The 24586-nt window shown below is 64.6% G+C and carries 24 protein-coding genes and 2 tRNA genes; 13 read left to right on the top strand and 13 right to left on the bottom strand.

Translation table 11 applies throughout. The features are described 5' to 3' along the window. Positions 1–41 precede the first annotated feature (41 nt). Positions 42–1979, bottom strand: coding sequence for an AsmA family protein (locus tag KAK09_RS06390; protein ID WP_210878094.1), 1938 nt, complete (start codon positions 1977–1979; stop codon positions 42–44). A 105-nt stretch (positions 1980–2084) separates the two neighbouring features. On the opposite strand from KAK09_RS06390, the gene rimO reads away from it, so the two are divergent. Continuing rightward, positions 2085–3470 (top strand): 30S ribosomal protein S12 methylthiotransferase RimO, encoded by a 1386-nt coding sequence (rimO, locus tag KAK09_RS06385; RefSeq protein ID WP_210878093.1) that lies wholly within the window; start codon positions 2085–2087, stop codon positions 3468–3470. Between the two features lies 1 nt (position 3471). On the opposite strand, the gene uvrB is transcribed toward rimO, so the two are convergent. After that, positions 3472–5670, bottom strand: coding sequence for an excinuclease ABC subunit UvrB (gene uvrB / locus KAK09_RS06380; RefSeq protein WP_210878092.1), 2199 nt, complete (start codon positions 5668–5670; stop codon positions 3472–3474). Positions 5671–5944: 274 nt separating this feature from the next. Between uvrB and acs the strand changes: the two genes are divergently transcribed. The 10 genes from acs to KAK09_RS06330 all read left to right on the top strand — a co-directional run bounded on the left by acs (position 5945) and on the right by KAK09_RS06330 (position 16192). Continuing rightward, positions 5945–7879 (top strand): acetate--CoA ligase, encoded by a 1935-nt coding sequence (gene acs / locus KAK09_RS06375; RefSeq protein WP_210878091.1) that lies wholly within the window; start codon positions 5945–5947, stop codon positions 7877–7879. 14 nt (positions 7880–7893) lie between these two features. Then, positions 7894–8580: an adenylate kinase gene (locus tag KAK09_RS06370; RefSeq protein WP_210878292.1), complete on the top strand. Its 687-nt coding sequence runs from the start codon at positions 7894–7896 to the stop codon at positions 8578–8580. Between the two features lie 45 nt (positions 8581–8625). Beyond that, positions 8626–8904, top strand: a complete 279-nt coding sequence (locus KAK09_RS06365; RefSeq protein WP_247651101.1) for a DUF4212 domain-containing protein — start codon at positions 8626–8628, stop codon at positions 8902–8904. A gap of 12 nt (positions 8905–8916) precedes the next feature. Further along, positions 8917–10680, top strand: coding sequence for a sodium:solute symporter family protein (locus KAK09_RS06360; RefSeq protein ID WP_210878090.1), 1764 nt, complete (start codon positions 8917–8919; stop codon positions 10678–10680). 114 nt (positions 10681–10794) lie between these two features. Continuing rightward, positions 10795–12636 carry a DUF294 nucleotidyltransferase-like domain-containing protein gene (locus KAK09_RS06355; RefSeq protein WP_210878089.1) on the top strand — a complete coding sequence of 614 codons (1842 nt, stop codon included), beginning with the start codon at positions 10795–10797 and terminating at the stop codon, positions 12634–12636. A gap of 1 nt (position 12637) precedes the next feature. Then, on the top strand, positions 12638–13144 hold the full coding sequence (locus KAK09_RS06350; protein WP_210878088.1) for a hypothetical protein: 507 nt from the start codon (positions 12638–12640) through the stop codon (positions 13142–13144). Positions 13145–13163: 19 nt separating this feature from the next. Continuing rightward, positions 13164–13544, top strand: coding sequence for a response regulator transcription factor (locus KAK09_RS06345; protein ID WP_210878087.1), 381 nt, complete (start codon positions 13164–13166; stop codon positions 13542–13544). Then, a complete protein-coding gene (locus tag KAK09_RS06340) occupies positions 13537–15603 on the top strand; it encodes an exonuclease domain-containing protein (protein ID WP_210878086.1) in 2067 nt (688 codons plus the stop codon). Before KAK09_RS06345 ends, KAK09_RS06340 begins: the two co-directional genes overlap by 8 nt. Before the next feature lie 46 nt (positions 15604–15649). Further along, a tRNA-Gly gene (locus tag KAK09_RS06335) sits at positions 15650–15723 on the top strand. 127 nt (positions 15724–15850) lie between these two features. After that, positions 15851–16192, top strand: a complete 342-nt coding sequence (locus tag KAK09_RS06330) for a hypothetical protein (RefSeq protein ID WP_210878085.1) — start codon at positions 15851–15853, stop codon at positions 16190–16192. 3 nt (positions 16193–16195) lie between these two features. On the opposite strand, the gene KAK09_RS06325 is transcribed toward KAK09_RS06330, so the two are convergent. Then, positions 16196–17014, bottom strand: coding sequence for an ABC transporter permease (locus KAK09_RS06325; protein WP_247651100.1), 819 nt, complete (start codon positions 17012–17014; stop codon positions 16196–16198). Between the two features lie 142 nt (positions 17015–17156). Between KAK09_RS06325 and KAK09_RS06320 the strand changes: the two genes are divergently transcribed. Continuing rightward, entirely contained in the window at positions 17157–17735 is a 579-nt protein-coding gene (locus tag KAK09_RS06320; RefSeq protein ID WP_210878084.1) for a GcrA family cell cycle regulator, read from the top strand. A gap of 213 nt (positions 17736–17948) precedes the next feature. Here KAK09_RS06320 and nthA read toward each other — a convergent pair whose 3' ends face one another. The 3 genes from nthA to KAK09_RS18985 are packed head-to-tail and all read right to left on the bottom strand — an operon-like array spanning position 17949 to position 19213. Beyond that, positions 17949–18611, bottom strand: coding sequence for a nitrile hydratase subunit alpha (gene nthA / locus KAK09_RS06315; RefSeq protein ID WP_210878083.1), 663 nt, complete (start codon positions 18609–18611; stop codon positions 17949–17951). After that, positions 18601–18879 carry an SH3-like domain-containing protein gene (locus KAK09_RS18990; RefSeq protein WP_210878082.1) on the bottom strand — a complete coding sequence of 93 codons (279 nt, stop codon included), beginning with the start codon at positions 18877–18879 and terminating at the stop codon, positions 18601–18603. Before KAK09_RS18990 ends, nthA begins: the two co-directional genes overlap by 11 nt. Next, the gene (locus tag KAK09_RS18985) at positions 18872–19213 is read right to left on the bottom strand and encodes an SH3-like domain-containing protein (RefSeq protein WP_272491248.1); all 342 of its coding nucleotides are present in this window, start codon (positions 19211–19213) and stop codon (positions 18872–18874) included. The genes KAK09_RS18990 and KAK09_RS18985 overlap by 8 nt, the downstream gene beginning before the upstream one ends. A 90-nt stretch (positions 19214–19303) precedes the next feature. Between KAK09_RS18985 and KAK09_RS06300 the strand changes: the two genes are divergently transcribed. Continuing rightward, a tRNA-Ile gene (locus KAK09_RS06300) sits at positions 19304–19380 on the top strand. A gap of 9 nt (positions 19381–19389) precedes the next feature. On the opposite strand, the gene KAK09_RS06295 is transcribed toward KAK09_RS06300, so the two are convergent. From KAK09_RS06295 to KAK09_RS06270, 7 genes are read right to left on the bottom strand one after another with little or no spacing between them, the layout of a single operon-like run. Beyond that, on the bottom strand, positions 19390–20508 hold the full coding sequence (locus KAK09_RS06295) for a tyrosine-type recombinase/integrase (RefSeq protein ID WP_210878081.1): 1119 nt from the start codon (positions 20506–20508) through the stop codon (positions 19390–19392). After that, positions 20505–20687: a hypothetical protein gene (locus tag KAK09_RS06290; RefSeq protein WP_210878080.1), complete on the bottom strand. Its 183-nt coding sequence runs from the start codon at positions 20685–20687 to the stop codon at positions 20505–20507. Before KAK09_RS06290 ends, KAK09_RS06295 begins: the two co-directional genes overlap by 4 nt. Positions 20688–20690: 3 nt before the next feature. Beyond that, complete coding sequence (locus KAK09_RS06285) at positions 20691–20906, bottom strand: phage head-tail joining protein (protein ID WP_210878079.1); 216 nt, start codon at positions 20904–20906, stop codon at positions 20691–20693. Next, entirely contained in the window at positions 20906–22327 is a 1422-nt protein-coding gene (locus KAK09_RS06280; RefSeq protein ID WP_336244429.1) for a prohead protease/major capsid protein fusion protein, read from the bottom strand. The genes KAK09_RS06285 and KAK09_RS06280 overlap by 1 nt, the downstream gene beginning before the upstream one ends. Continuing rightward, positions 22306–22677 (bottom strand): HK97 family phage prohead protease, encoded by a 372-nt coding sequence (locus tag KAK09_RS18675; protein WP_247651098.1) that lies wholly within the window; start codon positions 22675–22677, stop codon positions 22306–22308. Before KAK09_RS18675 ends, KAK09_RS06280 begins: the two co-directional genes overlap by 22 nt. After that, on the bottom strand, positions 22674–24008 hold the full coding sequence (locus tag KAK09_RS06275; protein ID WP_247651097.1) for a phage portal protein: 1335 nt from the start codon (positions 24006–24008) through the stop codon (positions 22674–22676). Before KAK09_RS06275 ends, KAK09_RS18675 begins: the two co-directional genes overlap by 4 nt. Beyond that, on the bottom strand, positions 24005–24436 hold the full coding sequence (locus KAK09_RS06270; protein ID WP_210878078.1) for a hypothetical protein: 432 nt from the start codon (positions 24434–24436) through the stop codon (positions 24005–24007). The genes KAK09_RS06275 and KAK09_RS06270 overlap by 4 nt, the downstream gene beginning before the upstream one ends. Positions 24437–24586: the final 150 nt, after the last annotated feature.

Below are 24586 nucleotides of genomic sequence, written 5' to 3'. Positions count from 1 at the left end.
GTCCTCGCTTCATCGTTCTGAAAATACTCAAATCCTGCGCCTCAGTCGAAGAGCTTGCGCAGCTTCTTTGTTGCCTTGTCCTCAAGCTTCTTCTGGATCGCATCCTGCGTGCTCTGCCCCTCCTGCGGGGTCACGCCAAGCTGTTTCTGCATCTCGCGTTCGATGCGCTCCTCGGCCTTCTTCTCCAGTTCCTCGCGCTCGGCCTTGAGGTTCAGATCAAGCGCCTTTTCCAGATCGGGCGTAATCTTCGGATTCTCCCATGTCCCCCTGATCCGCACCGGAATGGCAAGGCCCCGGCTGGTCTCGCCTTCCAGCAGCACCGGCGTGAAGAGATAGTCGAGATCGCGCGCGCCAAGGCCCACGCGGCCCTTGCCTTCGGCCCGCGCCAGCGGCAGCCGCATGGCGAGGTCCTGATTGAACAGGTTGCCACCTTCCATGGTGAAACTCGCGCTCATCGAGTCAAAAACCGTGGTTCCGCCCGTGACATCGCCCGAGCGCATCAACCGGTCGAGGTCAAACCCCGAGATCACCCCCCGCCCGGTCGAGACGCGGCCCTTGCCGCTCAGGCTCTTCATGATTGCCTCGACCGAGGCGCCCGAGCCGAGAAAACTCATTTCGCCCGATCCGCTTGCGGCAAAGCGCGTGATCCCCATCGCATCGGTCAGAAACCGCTCCAGGTTGATGCCCTCGGCCCGTGTCGCGCCCCCCACCGACAGGCCCGCGCGGTTGTTGACGACAAACTCGCCCGTCACCAGCCCGTCATAGGCGCGCACCTCGCGCAGATCGAACGCGGCGCGCGACCGGTCCAGCACCATCAGCGCCCGCGTCCTGCCCAGTTTCAGATCGCCCAGATTGACGCTATCGGCGGCAAAGGCCAGTTCGCCATTGGCCAGCGCCAGCCCGCTTGCGTCGATCCTCTCCTTGGACCAGCCCGAGGCTACGCCGCCCCCGGTCGTATCCGCCCCGGCCAGTTTCGACAGGTCAAGCGCGCCCGCATTGATCTGCGCGTTGAAGCGCGGCACCTCGCCCGCAAGGTCGATATCGGCGGCGCCCGTCAGGGAATTGCCCCCAAGCCGCAGGGCCACCTCGCGCAGTGCCACCGCTGTGCCGTTCGTCACCGTCACATCGGCGCGGCCTGTCACGCTGCGCCCCAGACTCTGGGGCAGGTCCACCCCACCGACACCAAGCGACGCCAGAAACGCACCCGTGTCACCGATATCGAGATCGAGCCGCCCCTGCGCCTCTGGCCTCAACCCCGCGCGCCCGGCAAACCCCACCGTGCCGCCGCCCGCCGATAGTGTCGCCGCGACACCGGTTGCCGCTCCGTCGAGAAACGCCCCCACCTCATCAAGATGCCCCGAGACCCGGATCGCCCCGCTGCCCCGCCGGAATGACGCCTCCAGCGTCGCCGTGCCGTCATAGTCGGGCCAGCGCAGGTCAAGATCGAGACCGGTGATCTGGTGCACCTCGCCCGAGCTGTGATCGGTAAGGACAAGCCGCGCGCCGGTGATGAGAGCCCGGTCGAGCGTCAGGCCAAGACGCGCCGATCGCGCGGGCGTGCCCCCCTCCGACTGCCCCGAGGGCGCAACACCTTCGACGCCCAGTTCCCAGTTCACCCGCCCGTCGGTGGCGCGCTCCAGCCGGATCTCGGGATTGATCGCCTCGAGTCCGGTGATGCGGATATCCCCGCCCCAGAGCACCTTGGGATCAACGCCCACCTTGAAGCTGTCGGCGCGCAGCATGGGCCCGGCCTTCGACCAGTCGGCATTGGCGATTTCCACCGCCCCGGTCGAGACGCCGAGTACGGGATAGAGGCTCAGCCGCGTCTCGCCGCTCATGGTAACGGTGCGGCCCGTGGCGCGGGTGATCTGCTCGGCGGCGATCTTCGCGATCCGTTCGCCGGGCAGGAAGAACAGGGCGCCGAGGAAAAAGGCCGCAAGCACGACCACAAGACCGATCAACCGAACCAACCACCGCATGACATGCCTCCCGCAATCACTGTTCCGACTCTAGGGCGCGCGCTTCCCGCGCGGCAACCGTTTTTGCCCTTCCCGCGCGTGGTCGTGATCGCTATATCGCGCCTCATGTCGCAGAACCCAGTTGATCTTCGCCCCGACCTCGCGCCGCGTGCGCGTTTGCCCGAGACGGCCCGCGAGGGCCAGCCGAGGATCGGCATGGTCTCGCTCGGCTGCCCCAAGGCGCTGGTCGACAGCGAGCGCATCCTGACGCGCCTGCGCGCCGAGGGCTATGGTATCTCGCCGGATTACGCCGGGGCCGATGCGGTGATCGTCAACACCTGCGGCTTTCTCGATTCCGCCAAGGCCGAAAGTCTCGAAGCCATCGGCGAGGCGCTCAAGGAAAACGGCCGCGTGATCGTCACCGGCTGCCTCGGGGCCGAGCCCGACTATATCACCGGGGTGCACCCCCGCGTCCTCGCCGTCACCGGCCCGCACCAGTATGAACAGGTGCTTGACGCGGTCCACGCCGCCGTGCCGCCCGCGCCCGATCCGTTCATCGACCTGCTGCCGGCCTCGGGCGTGCGCCTCACCCCGCGCCACTACAGTTATCTCAAGATTTCAGAGGGCTGCAATCACAAGTGCCGCTTCTGCATCATCCCGGACATGCGCGGGCGCCTGCAATCGCGTCCCGCCCATGCAGTGATCCGCGAGGCCGAAAAGCTGGTCGAGAGCGGTGTGAAGGAACTGCTGGTCATCTCTCAGGACACCTCCGCCTATGGCGTTGATCTCAAACATGCCGAGGCGAAGGGCCACCGCGCCCATATCACCGATCTTGCCCGCGATCTGGGATCTCTGGGGGCGTGGGTGCGGCTGCATTACGTCTATCCCTACCCGCATGTGCGCGACCTCATCCCGCTGATGGCAGAGGGGCTGGTGCTGCCCTATCTCGACATTCCGTTCCAGCACGCCCATCCCGACACGCTCAGGCGCATGGCCCGGCCTGCGGCGGCGGCCAGGACGCTGGAAGAAATCGCCGCCTGGCGGCGCGAGTGCCCCGAAATCGCCCTTCGCTCGACCTTCATTGTCGGCTTTCCCGGCGAGACCGAGGAGGAGTTCCAGACGCTGCTCGACTGGCTCGACGAGGCGCAGCTCGACCGGGTGGGCTGTTTCAAATACGAGAATGTCGCCGGCGCGCGCTCCAACGCCTTGCCCGATCATCTTGCCGAAGAGGTGAAACAGGAGCGGTGGGAGCGGTTCATGGAGCGGGCACAGGCCATTTCCGAGGCCAGGCTTGCGGCGAAGGTCGGCCAGCGCCTCGCGGTGATCGTGGACGAGATCGACGCGGATGGCGTGGCCTCCTGCCGCACCATGGCGGATGCCCCCGAGATCGACGGCAATCTCTTCATCGACGAGGGCACAGATGCGATCTCGGTCGGTGATATCGTCACCGTCGAGGTGGACGAGGCCGGCGAATATGACCTCTGGGGCGTGCTGTGCGACGGCCCGCGCTGACCTAGCGCCCCCGCCGTTTGACGTTCCCCCCCCGCTGCCCCGGTCGCCCCGCCGTTGACCGCCCGCGCGACCCGACCGCCGCCTCGGAGGCCCGTTCCACCGCCTGTTGGCGCGCCAGCGGGTCGTCGGCGATGGCGAGTTCCACCGCCTCCAGCCGTTTCACCTCGTCGCGCAGGCGGGCGGCTTCTTCGAATTCCAGATTCTCGGCGGCCTTGCGCATATCCGTGCGCAGCCCGTCGAGCACGGCGGCGAGATTGGCCCCGGCCAGCGGCTTGTCGATCTTGGCTGTCACGCGGTTCATGTCTGCATCGCCCTTGTAGAGGCCTTGCAGGATGTCCTCGACATTCTTGCGGATGGTGGCGGGGGTGATGCCGTGTTCCTCGTTATAGGCGATCTGCTTGGCGCGGCGGCGGTCGGTCTCGTTGAGCGCGCGTTCCATCGAGCCGGTGATGCGGTCGGCATACATGATGACGCGCCCCTCCGCGTTGCGGGCGGCGCGGCCGATCGTCTGGATCAGCGAGGTTTCCGAGCGTAGAAAACCCTCCTTGTCGGCGTCCAGAATGGCGACAAGGCCACATTCGGGAATATCCAGCCCCTCGCGCAAGAGGTTGATGCCGATCAGCACGTCAAAGGCGCCAAGGCGCAGGTCGCGCAGGATCTCGATCCGCTCGATCGTGTCTATGTCGCTGTGCATATAGCGCACGCGGATGCCCTGTTCGTGCAGGTATTCGGTCAGATCCTCGGCCATGCGTTTCGTGAGCGTGGTGACAAGAACCCGGTAGCCATCGGCGGCGACGCGGCGCACTTCGTCCAACAGATCATCGACCTGGGTTTCCACAGGCCGGATTTCGACCTGTGGGTCAAGCAGCCCGGTGGGCCGGATCACCTGTTCGGTAAAGACGCCGCCGGTCTGCTCCATCTCCCACGCGGCGGGGGTGGCGGAGACAAAGACCGATTGCGGACGCATGGCGTCCCATTCCTCGAACTTGAGGGGTCGGTTGTCCATGCACGAGGGCAGGCGAAAGCCATGTTCGGCCAGCGTGAACTTGCGCCGGTAGTCGCCTTTATACATGCCGCCGATCTGGGGCACGGAAACGTGGGACTCATCGGCAAAGACGATGGCGTTGTCGGGGATGAATTCAAAGAGCGTGGGGGGCGGCTCTCCGGGGGCGCGGCCCGTGAGGTAGCGCGAATAATTCTCGATCCCGTTGCAGACGCCGGTGGCCTCGAGCATCTCCAGATCGAAACTGGTGCGCTGCTCCAGCCGCTGCGCCTCAAGCAACTTGCCCTCGTTCACCAACTGATCAAGGCGCTGGCGCAACTCGCGCCTGATGCCCTGAATCGCCTGCTGCATGGTCGGCTTGGGCGTCACATAATGCGAATTGGCGTAGATGCGGATTTTCTCGAACGTGTCGGTTTTTTCGCCGGTGAGGGGGTCGAACTCGGTGATGCTCTCCAACTCCTCGCCAAAGAACGAGAGCCGCCATGCGCGATCCTCGAGGTGGGCGGGCCAGATTTCCAGGCTGTCGCCGCGCACCCGGAACGATCCGCGCTGGAACGCCTGATCATTGCGGCGATATTGTTGCGCCACCAGATCGGCCATGATCGTGCGCTGGTCATAGTCGGTGCCGACGGCCAGATCCTGCGTCATCGCGCCGTAGGTCTCGACCGAGCCGATACCGTAGATGCACGACACCGACGCCACGATGATGACGTCATCGCGTTCCAGAAGGGCGCGAGTGGCCGAGTGGCGCATCCGGTCGATCTGTTCGTTGATCTGGGATTCCTTCTCGATAAAGGTGTCCGAACGCGGCACATAGGCTTCGGGCTGGTAATAGTCATAGTAGCTGACGAAATATTCCACCGCGTTTTCGGGAAAGAAGCCCTTGAATTCCCCGTAAAGCTGCGCCGCCAGGGTCTTGTTGGGCGCAAGGATGATGGCGGGGCGCTGCGTCTTCTCGATCACCTTGGCCATGGTAAAGGTCTTGCCGGTGCCGGTTGCACCAAGCAGGACCTGATCACGCTCGCCGCCCAGTATCCCCGCGCATAATTCGGCAATGGCACCGGGCTGATCGCCCGCGGGCTGAAATTCGGTGTGCAGGACGAATCGCTTGCCGCCTTCGAGCTTTTCACGCGCGCGCACGTCCGGTGCCGGGTTGGCGAGGGCGGGCGCGGTCTTGTCGGAATGGGCGTAGGGCATGGCTGCCTCCTGTGTCGCTGCACAGTTGTGCGATTTTGGCCCAGGTTCAAGGGCGGCGGCGCGGATCGCCGGGCATGGGGTGAGTCGCGCCACGCGGCGACTGTAAATATCTTGACAAGATTTTTGCAGAATCTGTTTCAAATTTTCACAGGAATTGCTCGGCGTAAAAGCAAACTGTTAATTTTTTGCTCCGTTTGAAATAAAGTTTCTTTTGGGAGATGTTCAGGGGCGCGGCGCTGGCCGCACTCACACAAGGGATGGAGGATTTTCGGATATGGCCGATACTGTTGCTGGTGCAGGCGCAAAGGGTTTTCACATCGACGCCGACACCTATGCGCGCATGTATGCCGAATCGATTCGCGACCCCGAGGGGTTCTGGCGCGAGCATGGCAAGCGAATCGACTGGATCAAGCCCTACACCAAGGTGAAGAATACGTCGTTTGCCTATGACAATGTGTCGGTCAAATGGTTCGAGGATGGCACGCTGAACGTTTCGGCCAACTGCATCGACCGGCATCTGGCCACGCGCGGCGACCAGACCGCGATCATCTGGGAACCGGACTCGCCCACCGACGAGGCGCTTCACATCAGCTATCGTGAGTTGCACGCACAGACCTGCAAGATGGCCAATGTGCTCAAGAGCCTTGGCATCGGGCGCGGCGACCGCGTGGTGATCTACATGCCGATGATCCCCGAGGCGGCCTATGCCATGCTGGCCTGCGCGCGGATCGGTGCGATTCACTCGATCGTCTTTGCCGGGTTCTCGCCCGACGCGCTGGGCGCGCGGATCAACGGCTGCGACGCCAAGCTGGTCATCACTGCCGATCACGCCCCCCGCGGCGGCCGCGCGACCAAGCTCAAGGACAACGTCAATCAGGCGCTGCTGCACGACACCACGGATGTCAAATGCCTTGTGGTCAAACGCACCGGCGGGCAGGTGGCCTGGCGCGACGGTCTTGATTTCTGGTGGCACGAGGAGGCCGAAAAGGTCAGCGCCGATTGCCCGCCCGAGGAAATGGGCGCAGAGGATCCGCTGTTCATCCTCTACACCTCCGGTTCAACGGGGATGCCCAAGGGCGTGGTGCACACCACCGGCGGCTATCTTGTCTACGCCTCGATGACGCATGAATACATTTTCGATTACCACGAGGGTGATATCTACTGGTGCACGGCCGATGTGGGCTGGGTCACGGGCCACAGCTACATCGTCTATGGGCCGCTTGCCAATGGTGCCACGACGCTGATGTTCGAGGGCGTGCCGACCTACCCCGATGCGGGCCGCTTCTGGCAGGTCTGCGAAAAGCACAAGGTGACGCAGTTCTACACCGCCCCCACCGCCATTCGCGCGCTGATGGGCAAGGGCACCGGCCCTGTCGAGGGCTCTGACCTTTCCAGCCTGCGCATTCTGGGTTCTGTCGGAGAGCCGATCAACCCCGAGGCGTGGAACTGGTATAACGAGAATGTCGGCAAGGGCCGCTGCCCGATCGTCGATACCTGGTGGCAGACCGAAACCGGCGGCATCCTGATCACGCCGCTGCCCGGCGCGGTGGATACGCCCAAGCCCGGTTCGGCCACCAAGCCCTTCTTTGGCGTGCAGCCCGTCGTGCTTGATGACAAGGGTAACGAGCTGGACGGCGCGGTCGAGGGCGTGCTGGCGCTCAAGGATAGCTGGCCCGGCCAGATGCGCACCATCTGGGGGGATCACAGCCGGTTCGTCTCGACCTATTTCGAGATGTTCAAGGGTTACTACTTCTCCGGCGACGGCTGCCGCCGCGACGAGGACGGCGATTACTGGATCACTGGCCGCGTGGATGACGTGATCAACGTCTCGGGGCACCGGATGGGCACGGCGGAAGTGGAAAGCGCGCTGGTCGCCCATGCCACCGTCAGCGAGGCCGCCGTGGTGGGCTATCCGCATGACATCAAGGGGCAGGGCATCTATTGCTATGTCACGCTGATGGACGGGGTTGAGGCCACAGATGCGTTGCGCACCGAATTGCAGAACTGGGTGCGCCAGGAAATCGGCCCGATTGCCAAGCCCGATGTGATCCAGTGGGCGCCGGGCCTCCCCAAGACCCGCTCGGGCAAGATCATGCGCCGTATCCTGCGAAAGATCGCCGAGAACGATTACGGTTCACTTGGCGACACCTCGACACTGGCCGATCCGTCGGTGGTCGATGATCTCATCGCCAATCGCGCGAACGCCTGAGCGGGGTCATGGACATGGATGGAACCGACACCGCACAGGGATGCGTGAACCTTGTCCTGCTCGGGCCTCCGGGCGCGGGCAAGGGCACCCAGGCGCGGATGCTGGAAGAGAGCTTTGGCCTTGTGCAGCTTTCGACCGGCGATCTGCTGCGCGCGGCCGTGGCCGCAGGCACCGAGGCGGGCCGCGCGGCCAAGGCCGTGATGGAGGCGGGCGATCTGGTCTCGGACGAGATCGTCATCGCCATCCTGCGCGACCGGCTGGCCGATCCCGATTGCGCACGTGGCGTTATTCTCGACGGCTTTCCGCGCACCACGGTGCAGGCCGAGGCGCTCGATGCGCTCATGGCCGAGACCGGGCAGAGCATTGGCGCGGCGATCAGCCTCGAAGTGGACGACGCGGCGATGGTGGCACGCATCGCGGGCCGCTACACCTGCGCCAAGTGCGGTGAGGGGTATCACGACAGCTTCAAGACACCCGCCAAGGCGGGCGTCTGCGACAAATGCGGGGCGACCGAGATGACGCGGCGCGCCGATGACAATGCCGAGACAGTGGAGCAACGCCTGCGCGCCTATCATGCGCAGACCGCGCCGCTGATCGACTATTACGACGCGAAGGGTGTGCTTGCCCGCGTCGATGCGATGGCCGAGATCGGGGCCGTTTCGCAAGCGCTGAACGCGATCGTCCGCAAGACGGTCGTTTAAGGGGAGGTCCGTTCCGGCGTGTGCCGGTGCGGGCAGGAGGAAACCATGAAAAAGGGAGGACAGGCTTTGTCCGATCAAGACTCTGCTAACGCATATTGGAAGGCCAATCTGCGTCTCATCACATGGAGCCTGGTGATCTGGGCTCTGGCATCGTTCGGGTTCGGCATCCTGCTGCGGCCGATGATCTCGGGGATTGCCGTTGGCGGCACCGATCTCGGGTTCTGGTTCGCGCAGCAAGGGTCCATTCTCGTGTTCCTCGTGCTGATCTTCTTCTACGCTTGGCGTATGAACAAGCTTGATGCCGAACACGGCGTGGAAGAGTAAGGGGGGCAAGACATGGATCAAACGACACTCAACATGATCGTCGTCGGACTGAGCTTTGCGCTCTATTTCGGCATCGCGATCTGGGCCCGCGCGGGATCGACCGCGGAATTCTATGCCGCAGGCCGCGGCGTGAACCCGGTCGTCAACGGCATGGCCACGGCGGCTGACTGGATGTCGGCGGCTTCGTTCATCTCGATGGCGGGTCTCATCGCCTTCGTGGGCTACAACAACTCAACCTTCCTCATGGGCTGGACCGGCGGCTATGTTCTCATGGCCATGCTGCTTGCGCCCTATCTGCGCAAGTTCGGCAAATATACCGTGCCGGAATTCGTCGGCGACCGCTTTTACAGCAACACCGCCCGCGTTGTGGCGGTTATCGCGCTCATCACCATGTCGGTCACGTATGTGATCGGTCAGATGGCCGGTGCTGGCGTGGCCTTCTCGCGGTTTCTTGAGGTGGACAACACCACCGGTCTGCTGATCGCGTCGGCGGTGGTTTTCGTCTACGCCGTGCTTGGCGGGATGAAGGGCATCACCTACACGCAGGTGGCGCAGTATTGCGTGCTGATCATCGCCTATACCATTCCGGCGATCTTTATCTCGCTGCAACTGACCGGCGTATTCCTGCCGCAGATCGGCATGTTCTCCGAGCATACCGCATCCGGGCAGCACCTTCTGGTGACGCTTGACGGGCTTCTGACGGATCTGGGTTTCAACGCCTATACCACCGGCTCCAGCCCTTGGCTGATGGCGCTCTTCACCCTGTCGCTGATGATCGGCACCGCGGGCCTTCCGCATGTGATCATCCGCTTCTTCACCGTGCCGCGCGTGGCTGATGCGCGCTGGTCGGCGGGTTGGGCGCTGGTGTTCATCGCGCTGCTTTACCTCACCGCTCCGGCTGTGGGTGCCATGGCGCGTCTGAACATCATGACCACCATGTGGCCGCAGGGCGTGCAGGGCGAGGCCGTCGCGGTCGAAGATCTGCCCGACTGGTTCGAAACCTGGCGCGTGACCGGTCTGCTCGGCGTCGAGGACAAGAACGGCGATGGTCTGATCCAGTACTATAACGAGAAAAGCCCCAAGATGCAGGCAATGGCTGCCGAGCGTGGCTGGGCGGGCAACGAGCTTGTGACCTTCAACCGTGACATCCTCGTGCTGGCCAACCCTGAAATCGCCGGTCTGCCGGGCTGGGTCATCGCGCTCATCGCCGCCGGTGGTATCGCCGCGGCGCTCTCGACCGCTGCCGGTCTTCTGCTGGCCATCTCCTCGGCCATCAGCCACGACCTGATCAAATCGACGATCAATCCCGGCATCTCGGAAAAAGGCGAGCTTCTGGCCGCCCGTATCTCGATGTCCGTGGCGATCGTGGTGGCGACCTATCTGGGCCTGAACCCGCCGGGCTTTGCCGCTCAGGTGGTGGCGCTGGCCTTCGGTCTGGCGGCGGCCTCGCTCTTCCCGACGCTGATGATGGGGATCTTCTCCAAGCGCATGAACTCGGCGGGCGCGACGGCTGGCATGCTCGCCGGTCTGATCTCGACGACGCTCTACCTGTTCCTCTACCTGGGCTGGTTCTTTGTCCCCGGCACGAACGTGCTGACCGCGGATCAATACCTGTTCGGTATTCCGCCGACGCATTTCGGCCCGATCGGTGCGCTGCTGAACTTTGGCGCGGCCTATCTCGTGGCGAGCATGACGGCAGAGCCGCCGAAGGAAATCCAGGACCTCGTCGAAAGCGTGCGCATCCCGCGCGGTGCCGGTGCGGCCACGGGTCACTGAACAAGGCATGGACAGGGGCGGCACATGCCGCCCCTGTCCCCTACGCCCGCCGGTATTTCCGGCATGACAGGGCGCTTTTAGGTCCTTTTCCCAAACTCGCGAGGGAGCCACGCGATGGCCAAAGCCGAGCCAACCCCGATCGAGATTCTGTGTCGTAACGCTCCGTTTGGCGCGGTGCCGGGGGCGCTGCGCACCGAGCTGGCCCCGGTCCTGCGCCGAGTGACGCTCGAAGCGAACGAAGTGCTCTTTGCCACCGGTGATCCGCTCAAGGGGCTCTATCTGGTTGAGACGGGCGCGCTCGATATCGTCACGGGGGGAAGCGAGCCGGTCTCGCGGCGTGGCCCCGGTGACATGATGGGCGAGCGCGGCCTGTTACGGGACGGCACCGCGCAACTGACCGCGCGCGCGGTCGAGGCGACGCAACTCATCCTTGTGCCCGCCGACTGGTTCCTGCGCCTGATGGACGAGGTGGCCGACGTCGGGCAATGGTTTGCGCGCGCTCGTCCCGTCCGCAATTCCGATGACGGGCCTTATGCGACCGGGCTGACCGCGCTTCAGGTCTCGGATCTGATGGCGAAAACACCCATCACCTGCGCGCCCGACGCCACCATCACCGATGTGGCGCGGCTGATGCGGGCACATGTCATTTCCTCAGTGGTGGTGATGGAGGGCGCGCGCCTTGAGGGCATAATCACCAGCCACGACCTGACCAACAAGGTTCTGGCCGAGGGGCTGTCGGGCGAAATCCCCGTCGCGCAGGTGATGACCCGCGACCCGGTGACCATCGCGCCGACGCAACTGGGTCTTGACGCGCTGATGAAGCTCGCGGAACTGGGCGTCAACCATCTGCCGGTGGCGCAGGGTGGGCGTGTCGTGGGTATGATCGGCAAGACAGACCTGTTCCGCCAGCAAGCCGCCACCGCCAGCCACATGGTCGCGGACATTGCCAGCGCAGGATCGGCCGAGGACATGGCGCATGTCATGGAGCGCGTGCCGGGTCTTCTGGCGCAACTCGTGCGGGCGGGGGTCAAGCCGCACTCAATCACCCGCCGGATCACCGATATCACCGACGCAATCACCCGGCGCCTGCTTCGCCTGGCCGAGACCGAACTGGGCCCCGCGCCTGTGCCCTACCTCTGGGCCGCCTGCGGCTCTCAGGGGCGGCGCGAACAGACCGGCATCAGCGATCAGGACAATTGCATCATCCTCGATGATGCGTTCGAGTCGGACAAGCATGACGCTTATTTCAGCGCGCTTGCGAAATATGTCAGCGATGGGCTCGATACTTGCGGTTTCTTCTACTGCCCCGGCGACATGATGGCGACCAACCCGCGCTGGCGTCAACCACGCCGCACCTGGCGCAACTACTTCGCCGGCTGGATCGCGCAGCCCGACAACCAGGCGCAGATGCTGGCCTCGGTCATGTTCGACCTGCGCCCGATCGCGGGCGAGACGGCGCTGTTCAAGGATCTCCAGGCCGAGGTGCTTGCGGCCGCGCGCAAGAACTCGATCTTCGTCGCCCACATGATCGCCAATTCGCTCAAGCATACGGTGCCGTTGGGCCTGTTCCGGGGCTTTGCGCTGATCCGCTCGGGCGAGCACAAGAACACCATTGACCTAAAGCATTCCGGGGTTGTGCCGGTGGTGGATCTGGGGCGTATCTATGCGCTTCTGGGCGAACTCGAAGTGACGGGCACGCGCGAGCGCATCGAAGCGGGGCGCGAGGCGGGGGTGGTGTCCGAGAGTGGATCCCACGACCTGCTTGACGCCTACGACCTGATTGCCGAAACCCGGCTGCGCCATCAGGCGGCGCAGATCCTGCGCGGCGAGAAGCCAGACAATTTCATGAATCCCGCCGATATGTCGGATCTGGAGCGCAACCACCTGCGCGACGCCTTCATGGTCATCAAGACGATGCAATCGGCCGTGGGACAATCCCGAGGGGTGCTGACCTAGAATGTTCCTTGAACTCATCGCGACCTTTGCCGCCGGGATCGGGGCGGCCGCCGCAGTCTTTGCCCTTGCACACCTGACCGGTGGCAGGCTGCCGCGTTATGCCGCGCCAGCGGCGGCGGGTCTGGCGATGCTCGCCTACGCCATCTGGTCGGAATACAGCTGGGCCTCCCGCACGGCGGGCACCCTGCCCGAGGGGGTCGAGGTTCTGGTCGCGATCCCGGAATCGAAACTGTGGAGACCCTGGACCCATGTCGTGCCGCAGGTCACGCGCTTCATGGCGCTTGATCGTGCGGGGGTTCAGACCAACCCAGAAGCGCCCGGCGTGCTTCTGGCCGATATCTATCTTTTCGCCCGCTGGAACCCTCCGGCGCGGCTGCCGCAATTCGTGGATTGCCCCAACCGGGCGCGCGCCGAGGTCACCGAGGCCGCGCTTGCCGATCTGTCTCAGGCCGCCTGGAGGAGCGCGCCGAAAGATGATCCGCTCCTGGAGGCGCTCTGCACGTCCTGACCGGGAGAGGAGGCCCGCGATGTCGCAAAAAACGGTTCTGCTTGTCGAGGACGAGGACAATATCGCCCTTGCGCTCAGCCATCTGATCGGGCGGGCGGGTTATGCGCTGAGGCGTGTGGCCACCGGCACGGATGCGATGGTCGCACTGGCCGAACAGCGCCCCGATCTTGTGGTGCTTGACGTGATGCTGCCGGGCAAGTCGGGCTATGAGATCTGTCAACTCATCCGGCGCGATGAGGCGCTGAAAGGCGTCAAGGTGTTGATGATTACCGCTGGCGGCGGCGAGATGGAGCGCCGCAAGGGCATGGCCGTGGGCGCCGACGCCTTCATGACCAAACCGTTTTCCACGGCCGATCTGACGCAAAAGGTCTGCGCGCTTCTGGAGGGGACTCATGATTGAGCGGCTGACCCAGCAGCTTGGGCTGCGGCTGCGTTTTGCGCTTTTCTTCGCGGCGCTCGGTCTCGGGGGGGCGGTGATCATCGGCGCGGCGCTCTGGTTCGGGCATCTTCGCGGCGGCGGGCCGGTCGATGGCTTCCTGATGGGCGGGATCATTGCCGCTCTGGGCCTGCTGGGCCTCTCCGCCTGGATCGGGCTGCTGTTCGATGAGAACGTGGCCAAGCCCATTCTCGCGCTCGCCTCTGACCTTACCACCCGCGCGCGCGCCGATGTCGATTTGCAGATCGACGAGGCACAGGCCAAACATCTCAGCACGCTTGCCCCCGCCGCCAATGCGATCAACGCTGCGCTGGCCGAGGCGCGCGCCGCGCGGCAACGCGCGGTCGAACGTGAAACCGCCCGCATCGCCCGCGAAAAGGCCCTGTTCGAGGCGCTGTTCCGTGATCTGGGCGAAGGCGCGGTGGTGGCTACGCCCGACAACCGGGTGATGCTCTACAACCGCATGGCGCAGGAACTTCTGCCGAAAATCGGGCTCGACCGCCCGCTTGACGCGGTGCTGCGCCCCGAGCCTGTCACGGATGCGCTGCGGCGTGTAGAGGACGCGCGCATCGCGGGGCGCATCGCGGCCGAGACCTTTCTTGCCGCTTCGAGCGATGGCAAGCGCTTTCTTCAGGGACGCGTCACCCCGATCCTCTCGGATGAGGAACTGTCGGGCCATGTGCTGATCTTTCGCGACGCCACCGACGATCTGCGCTCCCATGCCGAACAGGCCCACCTTTTCAACGCCTTGCTGGAAGGCGTGCGCCGCCCCTCGGGCACTATCGCGGCGCTTCTGGACGTGCTCGAGACCGGTGCCGACCTGCCCCCCGAGGCGCGCGCGAATTTTCGCAAGGGGATCTCCGAAGAGGTCGCGCGGCTTTTCGAGGTCATCGACAGCATGGCGACCGAACAGGCCGCGGCCACCTCGCGCCGCTGGCCGGTCTCTGCCGTGGCGGCAAGCCATATCTTTGACGCGGTGCGCGCGCGCGATGCGCTGAGCGTCATCGCCACGCCCACCAACGCCATGATCGCCTGTGACGGCTTTGGCATCGCCACACTGCTCGCGCGGCTGATCGAGCGGCTTGGGGCCAGCGGCACGCGCGAGGGCTTTACCCTCGTCGCCGAGGAGGATGGGGCCGAGACGCGCATTGTCCTTGGCTGGCAGGGCGAAGTTGCCACCGACGGCGAGATCATGGCCTGGCTCGCCGCGCCACTCTCGCCCGCCTATGGCCATTACTCGGGCCGCGATGCGCTTGAGGCGCATCAGAGCACGATCTGGGCCGAGGGGCAGGGCACATCGCACCGGATCGTGCTGCCCCTACCAACGGCCAGCGCGCCGCTTGCCCCCGGCGATGCGCGGCCCGAATTCTACGATTTCAACCTCCCCTCCGCGCCAAGCGCCGAAATGGCCGCGCGCGAATTGTCGGAGCTGAGCTTTGTCGTTTTCGACACCGAGACCACGGGCCTGTCACCGCGTGGCGGCGACGAGATCGTGCAGATCGCGGGGCTGCGCATCGTCAACGGGCGCATCCTGCGCGGCGAGACCTTCGATGCGCTGGTCAATCCCGGCCGTCCGATTCCGCCCGCCTCGACCCGTGTGCACCACATCACCGATGCCATGGTCGAGGGCGCGCCCGACATCCGCGACGTGGGCCAGCGGTTCCACGATTTCTGTCAGGGGTCTGTTCTGGTGGCCCATAACGCGCCCTTCGATCTGGCCTTTCTGCGGCTCAAGGAACAGGTGATCGGTCGGCGCTTCGACAATCCGGTGCTCTGCACGGTGCTGATGTCGGCGGGCCTGTTCGATCATACCGGGCAGCATACGCTCGATGCGCTCTGCGCGCGCTTCGGGGTCACCATCCCGCCCGAGGCGCGCCATACCGCCATGGGCGACACGGTGGCGACGGCAGAGGTCTTCGTGCGGATGCTGGCACTTTTGCGCGACAAGGGGGTGAAGACCCTCGGCGGTGCAATCGCCGAGGAAGGCCGGATGACGAAAATCCGCAAGGCGCAGAGTTACTGAGCCACCGCTTGACCCGCGCGGCGCGCTGTCCTAATTGGAAGGCAATGCGGGCGTTGTGTAATGGTAAGACCTCAGCCTTCCAAGCTGATGATACGGGTTCGATTCCCGTCGCCCGCTCCATCCTTCGAATCGTCCCTGCGGCGGCGCCTTTATGCGGTTGTGAATTGAAAATCAGCCGGGTTTGCGCCATCTACGCCTGTAACAGACCCTCGGCTGCACGGGGGCAGGGGCAGCAGAGGCAGAACACATGAGACAGGTGACATTCTTCGGGCTGGTGCTTGTGCTGGCCTCCTGTGGCGGGGGCAGCCGCTTTGACGGCGATGGGCGCGGCGGGCGACCGATGGCATCGGGGCCGATCTCGGATGCCTGCATGTCCTCTGACCGTCGGGCGCGCTCGCCCGCGCTTTGCGGCTGCATCCAGGCGGTGGCGAACCAGACGCTGAGCAGCGCCGAACAGCGCCGCGCCGTCGGCTTTTACCGAGATCCCCATTCGGCGCAGGAGGTGCGCACATCGACTCGCCCCGCCGATCAGCGATTCTGGAGCGCCTACAAGGTCTATGCCGACCGCGCCGAACAGGTCTGCCGATAGCCCTCAGACCTTGAGTCGCCAGCCCCGTGCCAGCATCGTCCAGGCGAGAAGACAGATCGCCAGTGTCGTTGCGAAGCTGATGGCCAGACCCGCCAGAGGTGCACTGTCCGACACACCGATCATACCGTAACGCACCCCGTCGATGAGGTAGAAGACCGGGTTCACATGGGTGATCGCGTAAAGCACGGGCGGCAGCGCCTCGACCGAGTAGAAGGTGCCCGAGAGAAATGCCAGCGGCGTCACGATGAAATTCGTGATTGCCGCCATCTGGTCGAACTTGTTGGCATAAATGCCCGCAACAAGGCCAAGCGCACTGAGAAGTGTTGCGCCCACCACGACGAAGGCGGCCACCCACAAAGGATGCGCCGGCACGATCCCCAGCACCAGCCACAGCCCGAACGCGATGGCCAGAGCCACCAGCACCCCGCGCCCCACACCCCCCGCCAGATAGCCCACAAGCAACTCTCCCCCCGAAAGCGGCGGCATCAACGTATCGACGATATTGCCCTGCACCTTGGAAATCACCACCGAGGAAGAGGTGTTGGCAAAGGCGTTCTGGATCACCGTCATCATCAAGATGCCCGGCGCGATGAAGGTGGTGAAATCCACCCCCATTACCGCGCCCCTGTGCGGCCCGATCGCGATGGTAAAGATCACCATGAACAGCGCCGCCGTCACCAGCGGCGCCAACAGCGTCTGCGTCCAGACTGCAAGAAAGCGGCGGTTCTCGCGCCCGGCCAGCGTCACAAGGCCCAACCAGTTGACCCGCCCGAAGCGCCGCGCGCCCATGGGCTGCGGGTGCGGCTCGGTGGCATGGGTCATGGGGCGCTCCTTTTCCGTCTCAGGCGATTCGGTGCCTTGTAACTCACCGGCGAGTGATTAGAATAGGACCCTGATCCGAATGACAAGGCGGGCGGGCGCTACTGTGTCCAAGCGCGCCTTTTACCATCAAGGGAAGCCCCGAATGTCGTGGAGCGATGAGCGCGTCGATCTGTTGAAGAAGTTGTGGACCGAGGGGCAATCCGCCAGCCAGATCGCCAAGGAACTGGGTGGGGTCACGCGCAACGCGGTGATCGGCAAGGTGCACAGGCTGGGCCTGTCGAACCGCAACGGCGGCGGCGCACCTGCGGCTGCACCCGCGCCTGCGACACCCGCGCCCGAGGCTGCGAGGCCCGCGTCCAAACCCGCGCCAAAGCCCGCCCCAAGGCCGGTGGAAAGCGTCGAGCCGGAGCAGCCGGTGACGAGCGTCTCGCAAGCGCGCGCCAAGGCGATCATCCCGGCGGGTCGCCCCTTGCCGCCGCAGCCTTCGGCCAACGAGATCGACCCCGAGGCCCTCGCCAAGGTCAACGAGATCGAGAAGAAGGCGAAAAGGCTCACGCTGATGGAACTGACCGAGCGGACCTGCAAATGGCCCGTGGGCGATCCGGCGACACCGGATTTCTGGTTCTGCGGTCTTCCGGTGCAAAGCGGCAAGCCCTATTGCGAGGCGCATGTCGGCGTCGCCTTTCAACCGATGTCGAGCCGCCGCGACCGCAAGCGCTGATGTTCGCAGCCTGAGAAAAGGGCCGATTGTCGGCCTTTTGCTGACTCACAGGGCTTGGTGACCATGCGCGGAATCAAGGCGCGCTACGCGCCGCCGCGCAGCGCCCGACCGCCCCCCGGGCGGGCGCTTTTTCAACGCCGTACACCCGCAAAACTGTTCAAGAATCTTGCACCATAAAATGCCAACCACGACCGTCGTAACGCCCACCCGCGGTCAGGCACTGCGCGGCAGCCCCGTGCCGATCATCGAATCGCGCGTCACCAGCTTGGCCAGCGCCGCTTCGTTCATGCCTTCGGTCCCCTCGGGGCGTGCGGGTAGCACGATATAGCGCATGTCGGCGGTGCTGTCATGGACGCGCACGGTGACATGATCGGGCAAATCCAGTCCGAACTCCTGCAACACCGTTCGTGGCTCGCGCACGGCGCGGCTTCGATAGGCGCGGGTCTTGTACCAGTCGGGCGGCAGGCCCAGCAGATTGCGCGGATAGCATGAACACAGCGTGCAGACGATGAGGTTATGGGTGTCCGCGGTATTCTCGACCGCGATCAGGTGAAGCGGCCCGATATCGAATCCCATCTCACGGCTCGCCTCCGACGCATTGGCCAGCAGCCGCGCCTTGAACGCGGGGTCGATCCAGGCCCGCGCCACCACCGCCGCACCGTTGGCGGGGCTGCGTGCGTCCATCGTCTCGATCTGCGCGGCGATTTCGGCGGGTGTCAGGTGGCCTTTTTCAAGCATGAGCTCGCGCACGGCGATCTCCATGCGCTGCCAATAGGTGAGCGGACCATCGTTGTCGCCACGATAGGGATGGCCCGAGGGGCTCATCCCCTCATGGTGGAAATGGTCGTGATCGTGGTCGTGGTGGTCATGGGGCATCGGCGTCAAGTCTCTCGATCCAGTGGCCATAGATCTCGGCATCGAGCGTGTCGCCGGGGCGCTCGGCCCGCGCGCCCCAGATCTCGGCCATGGTAAAGCGCACGCGGTAGAGCGGCTTTCGCTCGGCAGGCAGCCCATAGGCCAGTTGCTCGGGATTGCCGAACTCGCCGAGCGTGCGCTCGATCACGCCCACCTTGCCGCGCAGGTAGAAGGGCGCGCGCACATGCCCGGGCGGCGTCAGCGCCTTCACACGCACCCGCTCAGCCATTCGACTGCGCCTCGCCATAGCTCTCGCCGCGCGCGGCCACCTCATCCATCCGCGCGGCCAGTTCCTCGATGCTGTAGACCCCGGCCTCGATCAGGTTCTGGTTCACGGCGGCGATCCAGCGTTCGTAATAGCTGTATTTTTCGAACGCCTCCTCGCCCATGTCCTCAAGCGCGCGGCGCAACCCATCGACGGTGAAAAGCCCCTTTTGCCCGCAGAGCACCATCAGCGCATCCACGCGCTTTTCCCACAGCGCGAAATCATGTCCCTCCATCGGCACAGGCCCTGCGTCCTGTCCGCCCATGTCATGCCAGCGCCTGCCGTCCCAATCGGTCATGCCCCGGATGCTAGGCCCGTCCGCACGCCCTGTCCAGCCCGCACGAAAGCCTTGACGCCCGCCCGCGACATGGTAGCAGGTGGTCAGGCCGGGCCTGTAGCTCAATTGGTCAGAGCAGGGCGCTCATAACGCCTTGGTTGGGGGTTCGAGTCCCTCCGGGCCTACCAAACCCCATGTTATTTTCCTTTCATTTCAGATGCTTGGGTGTCATTTTTGGCGAACCTACGGGGTAGGTTCACCACGGTTTGTTCCCGATTTGGCCGGGAAATCAGCTTGGCGAAGGCTTGATCTGCCAGCCCCTCGCGCATTGCAGATTCGGTGTAGCGCTGGACCTCGGCCAACGTCTTGTGGCCCGTCACGGCCATGATTTCATGCGCAGTTGCGCCAGCCTCGGCCAGCCGCCGGGCGCAGGCTTTGCGCAGGCCGTGGGCTGAACAGGTGGACAGCCCGGCCTTGTCGCACCATTCGCGCATGACGTTGCCAAGGCCCTCGGGTGAGCGTGGCTTGCCATATGCCGTGGCCAGAAAGGGGCGATCATCGGGCAGGCTGGCCAGCACTTCGGCAAGATCCGGGTGAATGGGAATGCTGACCAGAACCCCATTGCTGCGAATGGTTTTCTGGCGGCGGTATTCGATCCGCCCGCCCTTGATGTTCCACGGGCCAAGCTTGACGGCATCGACACGGGCCGCGCCCGTGTAAAGCATCAGCGTGACCGCGCGATGCGCCAGCGTGCCGGGTTCGTGAACCTCGAAGAAACGGGCAATTTCGCCTTCGTCCCAGGCGTGGAACCCGCTGCTTTCAATCCGATAGGGTTTGACCAGGCGCGCGGGGTTGGCCTTGATCCAGTCCAGCGCAATTGCATGGTCCAGAAGCTGCGCCAGCCGCTTGCGCAGGTTGTTCGCCGCCGCCGGGGTATCGACCTTCTGCGCCAGAATGGCCATGACGTGCCTGCGCTCAAGCGCGGCAATGCGCTTGTCGCCGTGCTGGACGCGCAGGCGCTCGATCGGGCCGCGATAGGTGCGCTTGCTGCTTTCCGACAGGCCGCGCCACTCAGGGGACTTGTAATAGCTGATGACCAGATCGGACAGGGTGCCGGGGATCGTGCGATCCGCTCCGGCCCCGGCGCGCCCCGGCCCCATAAGTTCGGCCTCGGCCTCGGCATAGCGACGCTTGAAATCGTCGCTGCCAAAGTCGGTTCCCAGTTCGCGCGCAAAGCCTCGATGGCGGAACCGCCAGCGCGTGCGCCCGTGCCGGTCGCGGTATGCCTTGGCCTTGGGGAACCGGGACGGCTTCATTTTAGAACCTCGTCCCACTCGTTCCCGGACGTGCCGTCAGACGCGCCAGCCGGCCAGATGATGACCTTTCCGTTGCGCTGGTCTATCTCGACCCTGCCCACGGCCAGACCAGCCGCGACAGCGCCCTTGACGGCGCGTGTCACGTCAGCCTGTTTTACCGTGGCGGGCCGGTTTGGCATGGGTCACAACCCCTTGGAAGTCAGGAAGCGAAGCGCGCCAGGCGCGGGGCGTGTCGCGCGTGCAATGCGCCGTTCCAGATCGGCCAGCGCAGCGGCCATTTCCGAGTCGCTGGCATAGGTGTAGGATTTCCCCTCATAGGACAGCGACCGCGTGCCAGCCGCGCGCGCCCTCAGAAGGGCATCGCGCAACTGGACAAGTTCGTCAGCCTCGATCGGCATTATTCGGCCTCAGGATCGTGTTCGGCGCGGTGCCAGCCGCGATAGTCCACCCATCCGCAACCGTAATCCAGCCGGACCTTGATTTGCGTCCCGTCAACCTCGAACCCGGCGCGGGTTTCGATCTGCGGCCCCGGTGCGCCTTCCAGATAGGCATATTCCAGCCCGTCCACGATCTGTGGATCCGCGACCATGTAGAATTTGGTCGCGCTGGTCAGCCGGGGTTCGACAACCAGCGTCAGGTTGCTGAACGGATTGAAATCCTCGGTTGCAGTGGCTTGGATTTCGGCCAGCGCCTTCTGCATCGCGGTTTCCAGTTCCGGCGGGACCAGGACATAGCGCGGGGCCACGTCGATCGGTGCGCCGGACAGGCCCGTCTTGCGCCGCATGGCTGTCCGCATGATGGCCAGCGCCGGGGTGATTTCGCTGTTGCCGGTCAGGTCGTTCCCGTGGCCCGCGTCGTCAAAGACCGCGATGCCGTCAGACATTTGCGCGTTGCCCTCGATCTTGGCCACAAGCTGCGCGGCCTCGAAATTCATCGTAGCGGTGCCCATTGCGGCGGGGACTTGGGTGAAGGCCCCCAGGTCGTCATTGACCAGGATTTGCCGGGAAACCGAGATAATCCGCCCGAAGGTCGAAACCGCGTAGGTTTCCGCCGCTTCGTCGATCGTGCCATGCTGGAATTCCCCGCCCTCCATGACCTGTTTCGGGGCCGGGGCCTCGCCCAGAATGGGCCGCCGCTTGGTCCGGAAATCGCGGTTGGTGGTCTGGCGTGCCATCAGGCGCGCGCCAGACACGGGCGCTTGATAAGACCGGCGCAATTCCCGGTTGACGGCATCGCCCAGGATCAGCGGGAAATCTGACGTGGTGTGCAGCGCCCGCGTGATCATGGTTTCCGCTGCCATGCCGGTTGTGGAAATCCCGGCGCGGCGCAGACTTTCGCGGGCATGATCAGCAAAGTTCATGCCGGCATAAGCGCGGGCCGGTTCGGAAATCTGGTGTTCGGGATGCGACCGGGCAAAAATGGCTTCCCCGGCGCGGGCGATCACAACCGCCGGGTCATTGTGATCCGTCAGGATCTCGGCGCGGGCCGTGCGGGTGCGGGTCTGCGCTTGCCGCGTGGCCATTTCTGCGAATGCCGCGGTGCGGGCATCCTCGGCGTTGGCGTCGGCGTCAATCTGGCCGTTTGCCCATTCATCGCCAAGCCCGGCCAGGCGCGCAATACTGCGGATCTCGCGGTTGGTTTCCGCGCGGTTGGTTTCCGCCGTGGTGGTGGCGGTCTCGATCATTTCCGTTTCCATGCTCGATTCTCCATGTCGAAAGTGTGCAGTAGGGTCGGCCGCGACAGGAACCACGCTCACTTCCAGCGGGGTCCAGCGGGTCGCAACGCGAATTCGGCGTTTCACTCGTGAATCTCCTTCCATTCTTGGACAGTATATCCGATGGAAATTCCGCGAATTGTCCCCTCGGCAATGTCGGCCATGACGGCCTTTGCGGCCTCATTGCTCCGAAACTTGATCAGGCACCAAAGGCCCTCGGCGCGGATTTCCGCCGCCTCGATCACTCCAAGCTGGTCGCGCGTGGTTTCGCTCCGGTGGCCGTCCAGGACGGGACCGCCGATAAGGCGCGACAGATCGGCGCCGGACAGGTCAAGCCGCTCCTCAAACCCGCTGCGGATCACAGGCGCGCCGGTCGAAACAATGGCCTCGATCGTGCGGGCCTGCGGGTCCAGTGTTGACGGGCGCGGCGTGACCGCGCGCAGATGAATGGTCATGTTGCACCTTCCTGCCGCGCCGGGATGCGGTCCGCTTCAATCTCGCGGTCCACTTCATCCGGGTCCCGGCCCCGCGCGGCGATGATTTCGGCACGGGATTTCAGGCCAGATTCCAGCGCCCGAATGTCGGCGTTGGTTTCTTTCAGCGGGTCGATCGTCGGCCAGCCCGGCGGGGTGAACGTGACCTTGTAGTCAGGCGATGCAGCGGCATCGGCGGGTAGGTCCCCGGTAAGCGCTTTCCAAGCAATGAACCGCCGCCATAGCGGGCGCAGAAACTGGCCTTCAATCAGCGTTTTTTGCAGCATTTCCGCCCGGCGGCGGAATTGCAGGGCGCTGAACCGTGCGCTTGAATAGTTGGTTTCGGACAAGTCGCCCGTGAGCATTTCATACGGCAGGCCAAGCGCCGCAGCGATTTCGTGAAGCTGGATTTTCAGGAATTCCGCTTGCTGCGATAGGCCGCCGCCGGGTTGCGCAAATTTAATATCGGTTCCGGCGGGCAGAAATCTCATGCCGCCGGGTTCCAGCGCCAGATTGACCGCCCCGCCGCTTTCGTTTCCGTCGAACCCGCCGGTTCCCCCGTTCAAGTCGATTATGAACCCGGCGAACAGGGCTTGGGTTTTCAGGCTCATCAGCATTGCATCACTGGCGGCGTCGAAATCGGACAGCTTGGCAAGGGCCGGGTGAAGCCATGTCAAGCCCCGAATTTGTCCGGGGTGCTGGCGGTCAAAGATGTGCAGGACCTCATCCGCCGGGATCCGGACGGTTTCGCCCAGAAGGTTAAAGGGTGCGTCCGGCGGGGTCCGGTGAACGTGATAAGCAATCGGTTCGTCGTCGCCGTCGATTTCGACTCCTGCGACAATGGCCCGGTCGCCCTCAAGGTTTCGGGTCAAGCTGGCGTCGATCTGTCCAGCGGGCAAGTGCCGAACCCGGAACCGGTCGGCGCTGGTCACGATTCGGGTGAAGCTTTCGCCGTCGCGGCACAAGGCGCGCGCGACGATCGGCAAGGCCGGGTGAATGATGGCCTCGAATTCGTCGGCCAGCGCGGCGGCGGTGTCCCGGTCAGGATGGCCGGGGCGAACCTGCCAGCCGCCAGCGCCCGCAAGGGCTGCGGTCCAGCTTTCGACAGCGGCGGCGGCAACGGCGGAATTCGCGGCCAGTGCTGCGGCGCGGTGTCGGGCAGGCGTATGCGCGGCCAGAATGGCATTGTTCGGCGCGGCCAGCGTCGGGGTGCCGGACCAGCGCCAGCCGCCGCCCCCGGCCTCGATATGGCGCGCGTGGCGCGGTTCGGGCTTGCCGCGCAGGCGGGCGATCATGTCGCGCAGGGCGATCATTCGGGCGTCCTTTCTGCGGCATCGGCAATCGCACAGACCGCCCGAATAGGTAGCCGGGCGGTATGGCTCAAAGCCCCGCGATGAAACTGGCGGAACGGTTCAAACTCCAAATGGGTGCGAACGTCATAGGTCAGCGGGGTTTGCGCGTCGATTTCCAGATAGAGTTCGGCGGAACGGCGCAGCAGGTCCATTTCCAGAACAGAATTGAATGCGCGTTGCTCGAACACAATCGGCGCGCGCCGGGCGGTGCGGATCAGTGCCGCAAGGGCTTCGATCACGTTCAAGCCGGGGTGCGCCAGATCGGTTAAGGCCGGGAAATCTGACAGTGGCAACGCGGCGGCAATCGCTTCATGGCTGGCCGTGGTGATTTCCGCCTCTTCCATTTCCTTCAGGAAATCTGGGGCCTTTGTTGCCGGGCGGCGGAACATGCAAGCTAGCACTAGGCGCGCAAGTTCAGCGTCCGACACAACTTGCGTGTCAATCGCTCGGGACATGCGCGGGAACAGTCCCCTTTCGCGGAGCACGCGGGCAACCCCGAATGTGTCTGTCCGGGGCAACCCGGTCGCAGCGGTCGCTGT

Origin of the sequence: Roseovarius autotrophicus (assembly GCF_018069895.1) — a bacterium.
GTDB classification, from domain to species: domain Bacteria; phylum Pseudomonadota; class Alphaproteobacteria; order Rhodobacterales; family Rhodobacteraceae; genus Roseovarius; species Roseovarius autotrophicus.
The sequence above is the reverse complement of the archived record's forward strand: the minus strand, read 5'-3'. Positions and strand labels throughout refer to the sequence as shown.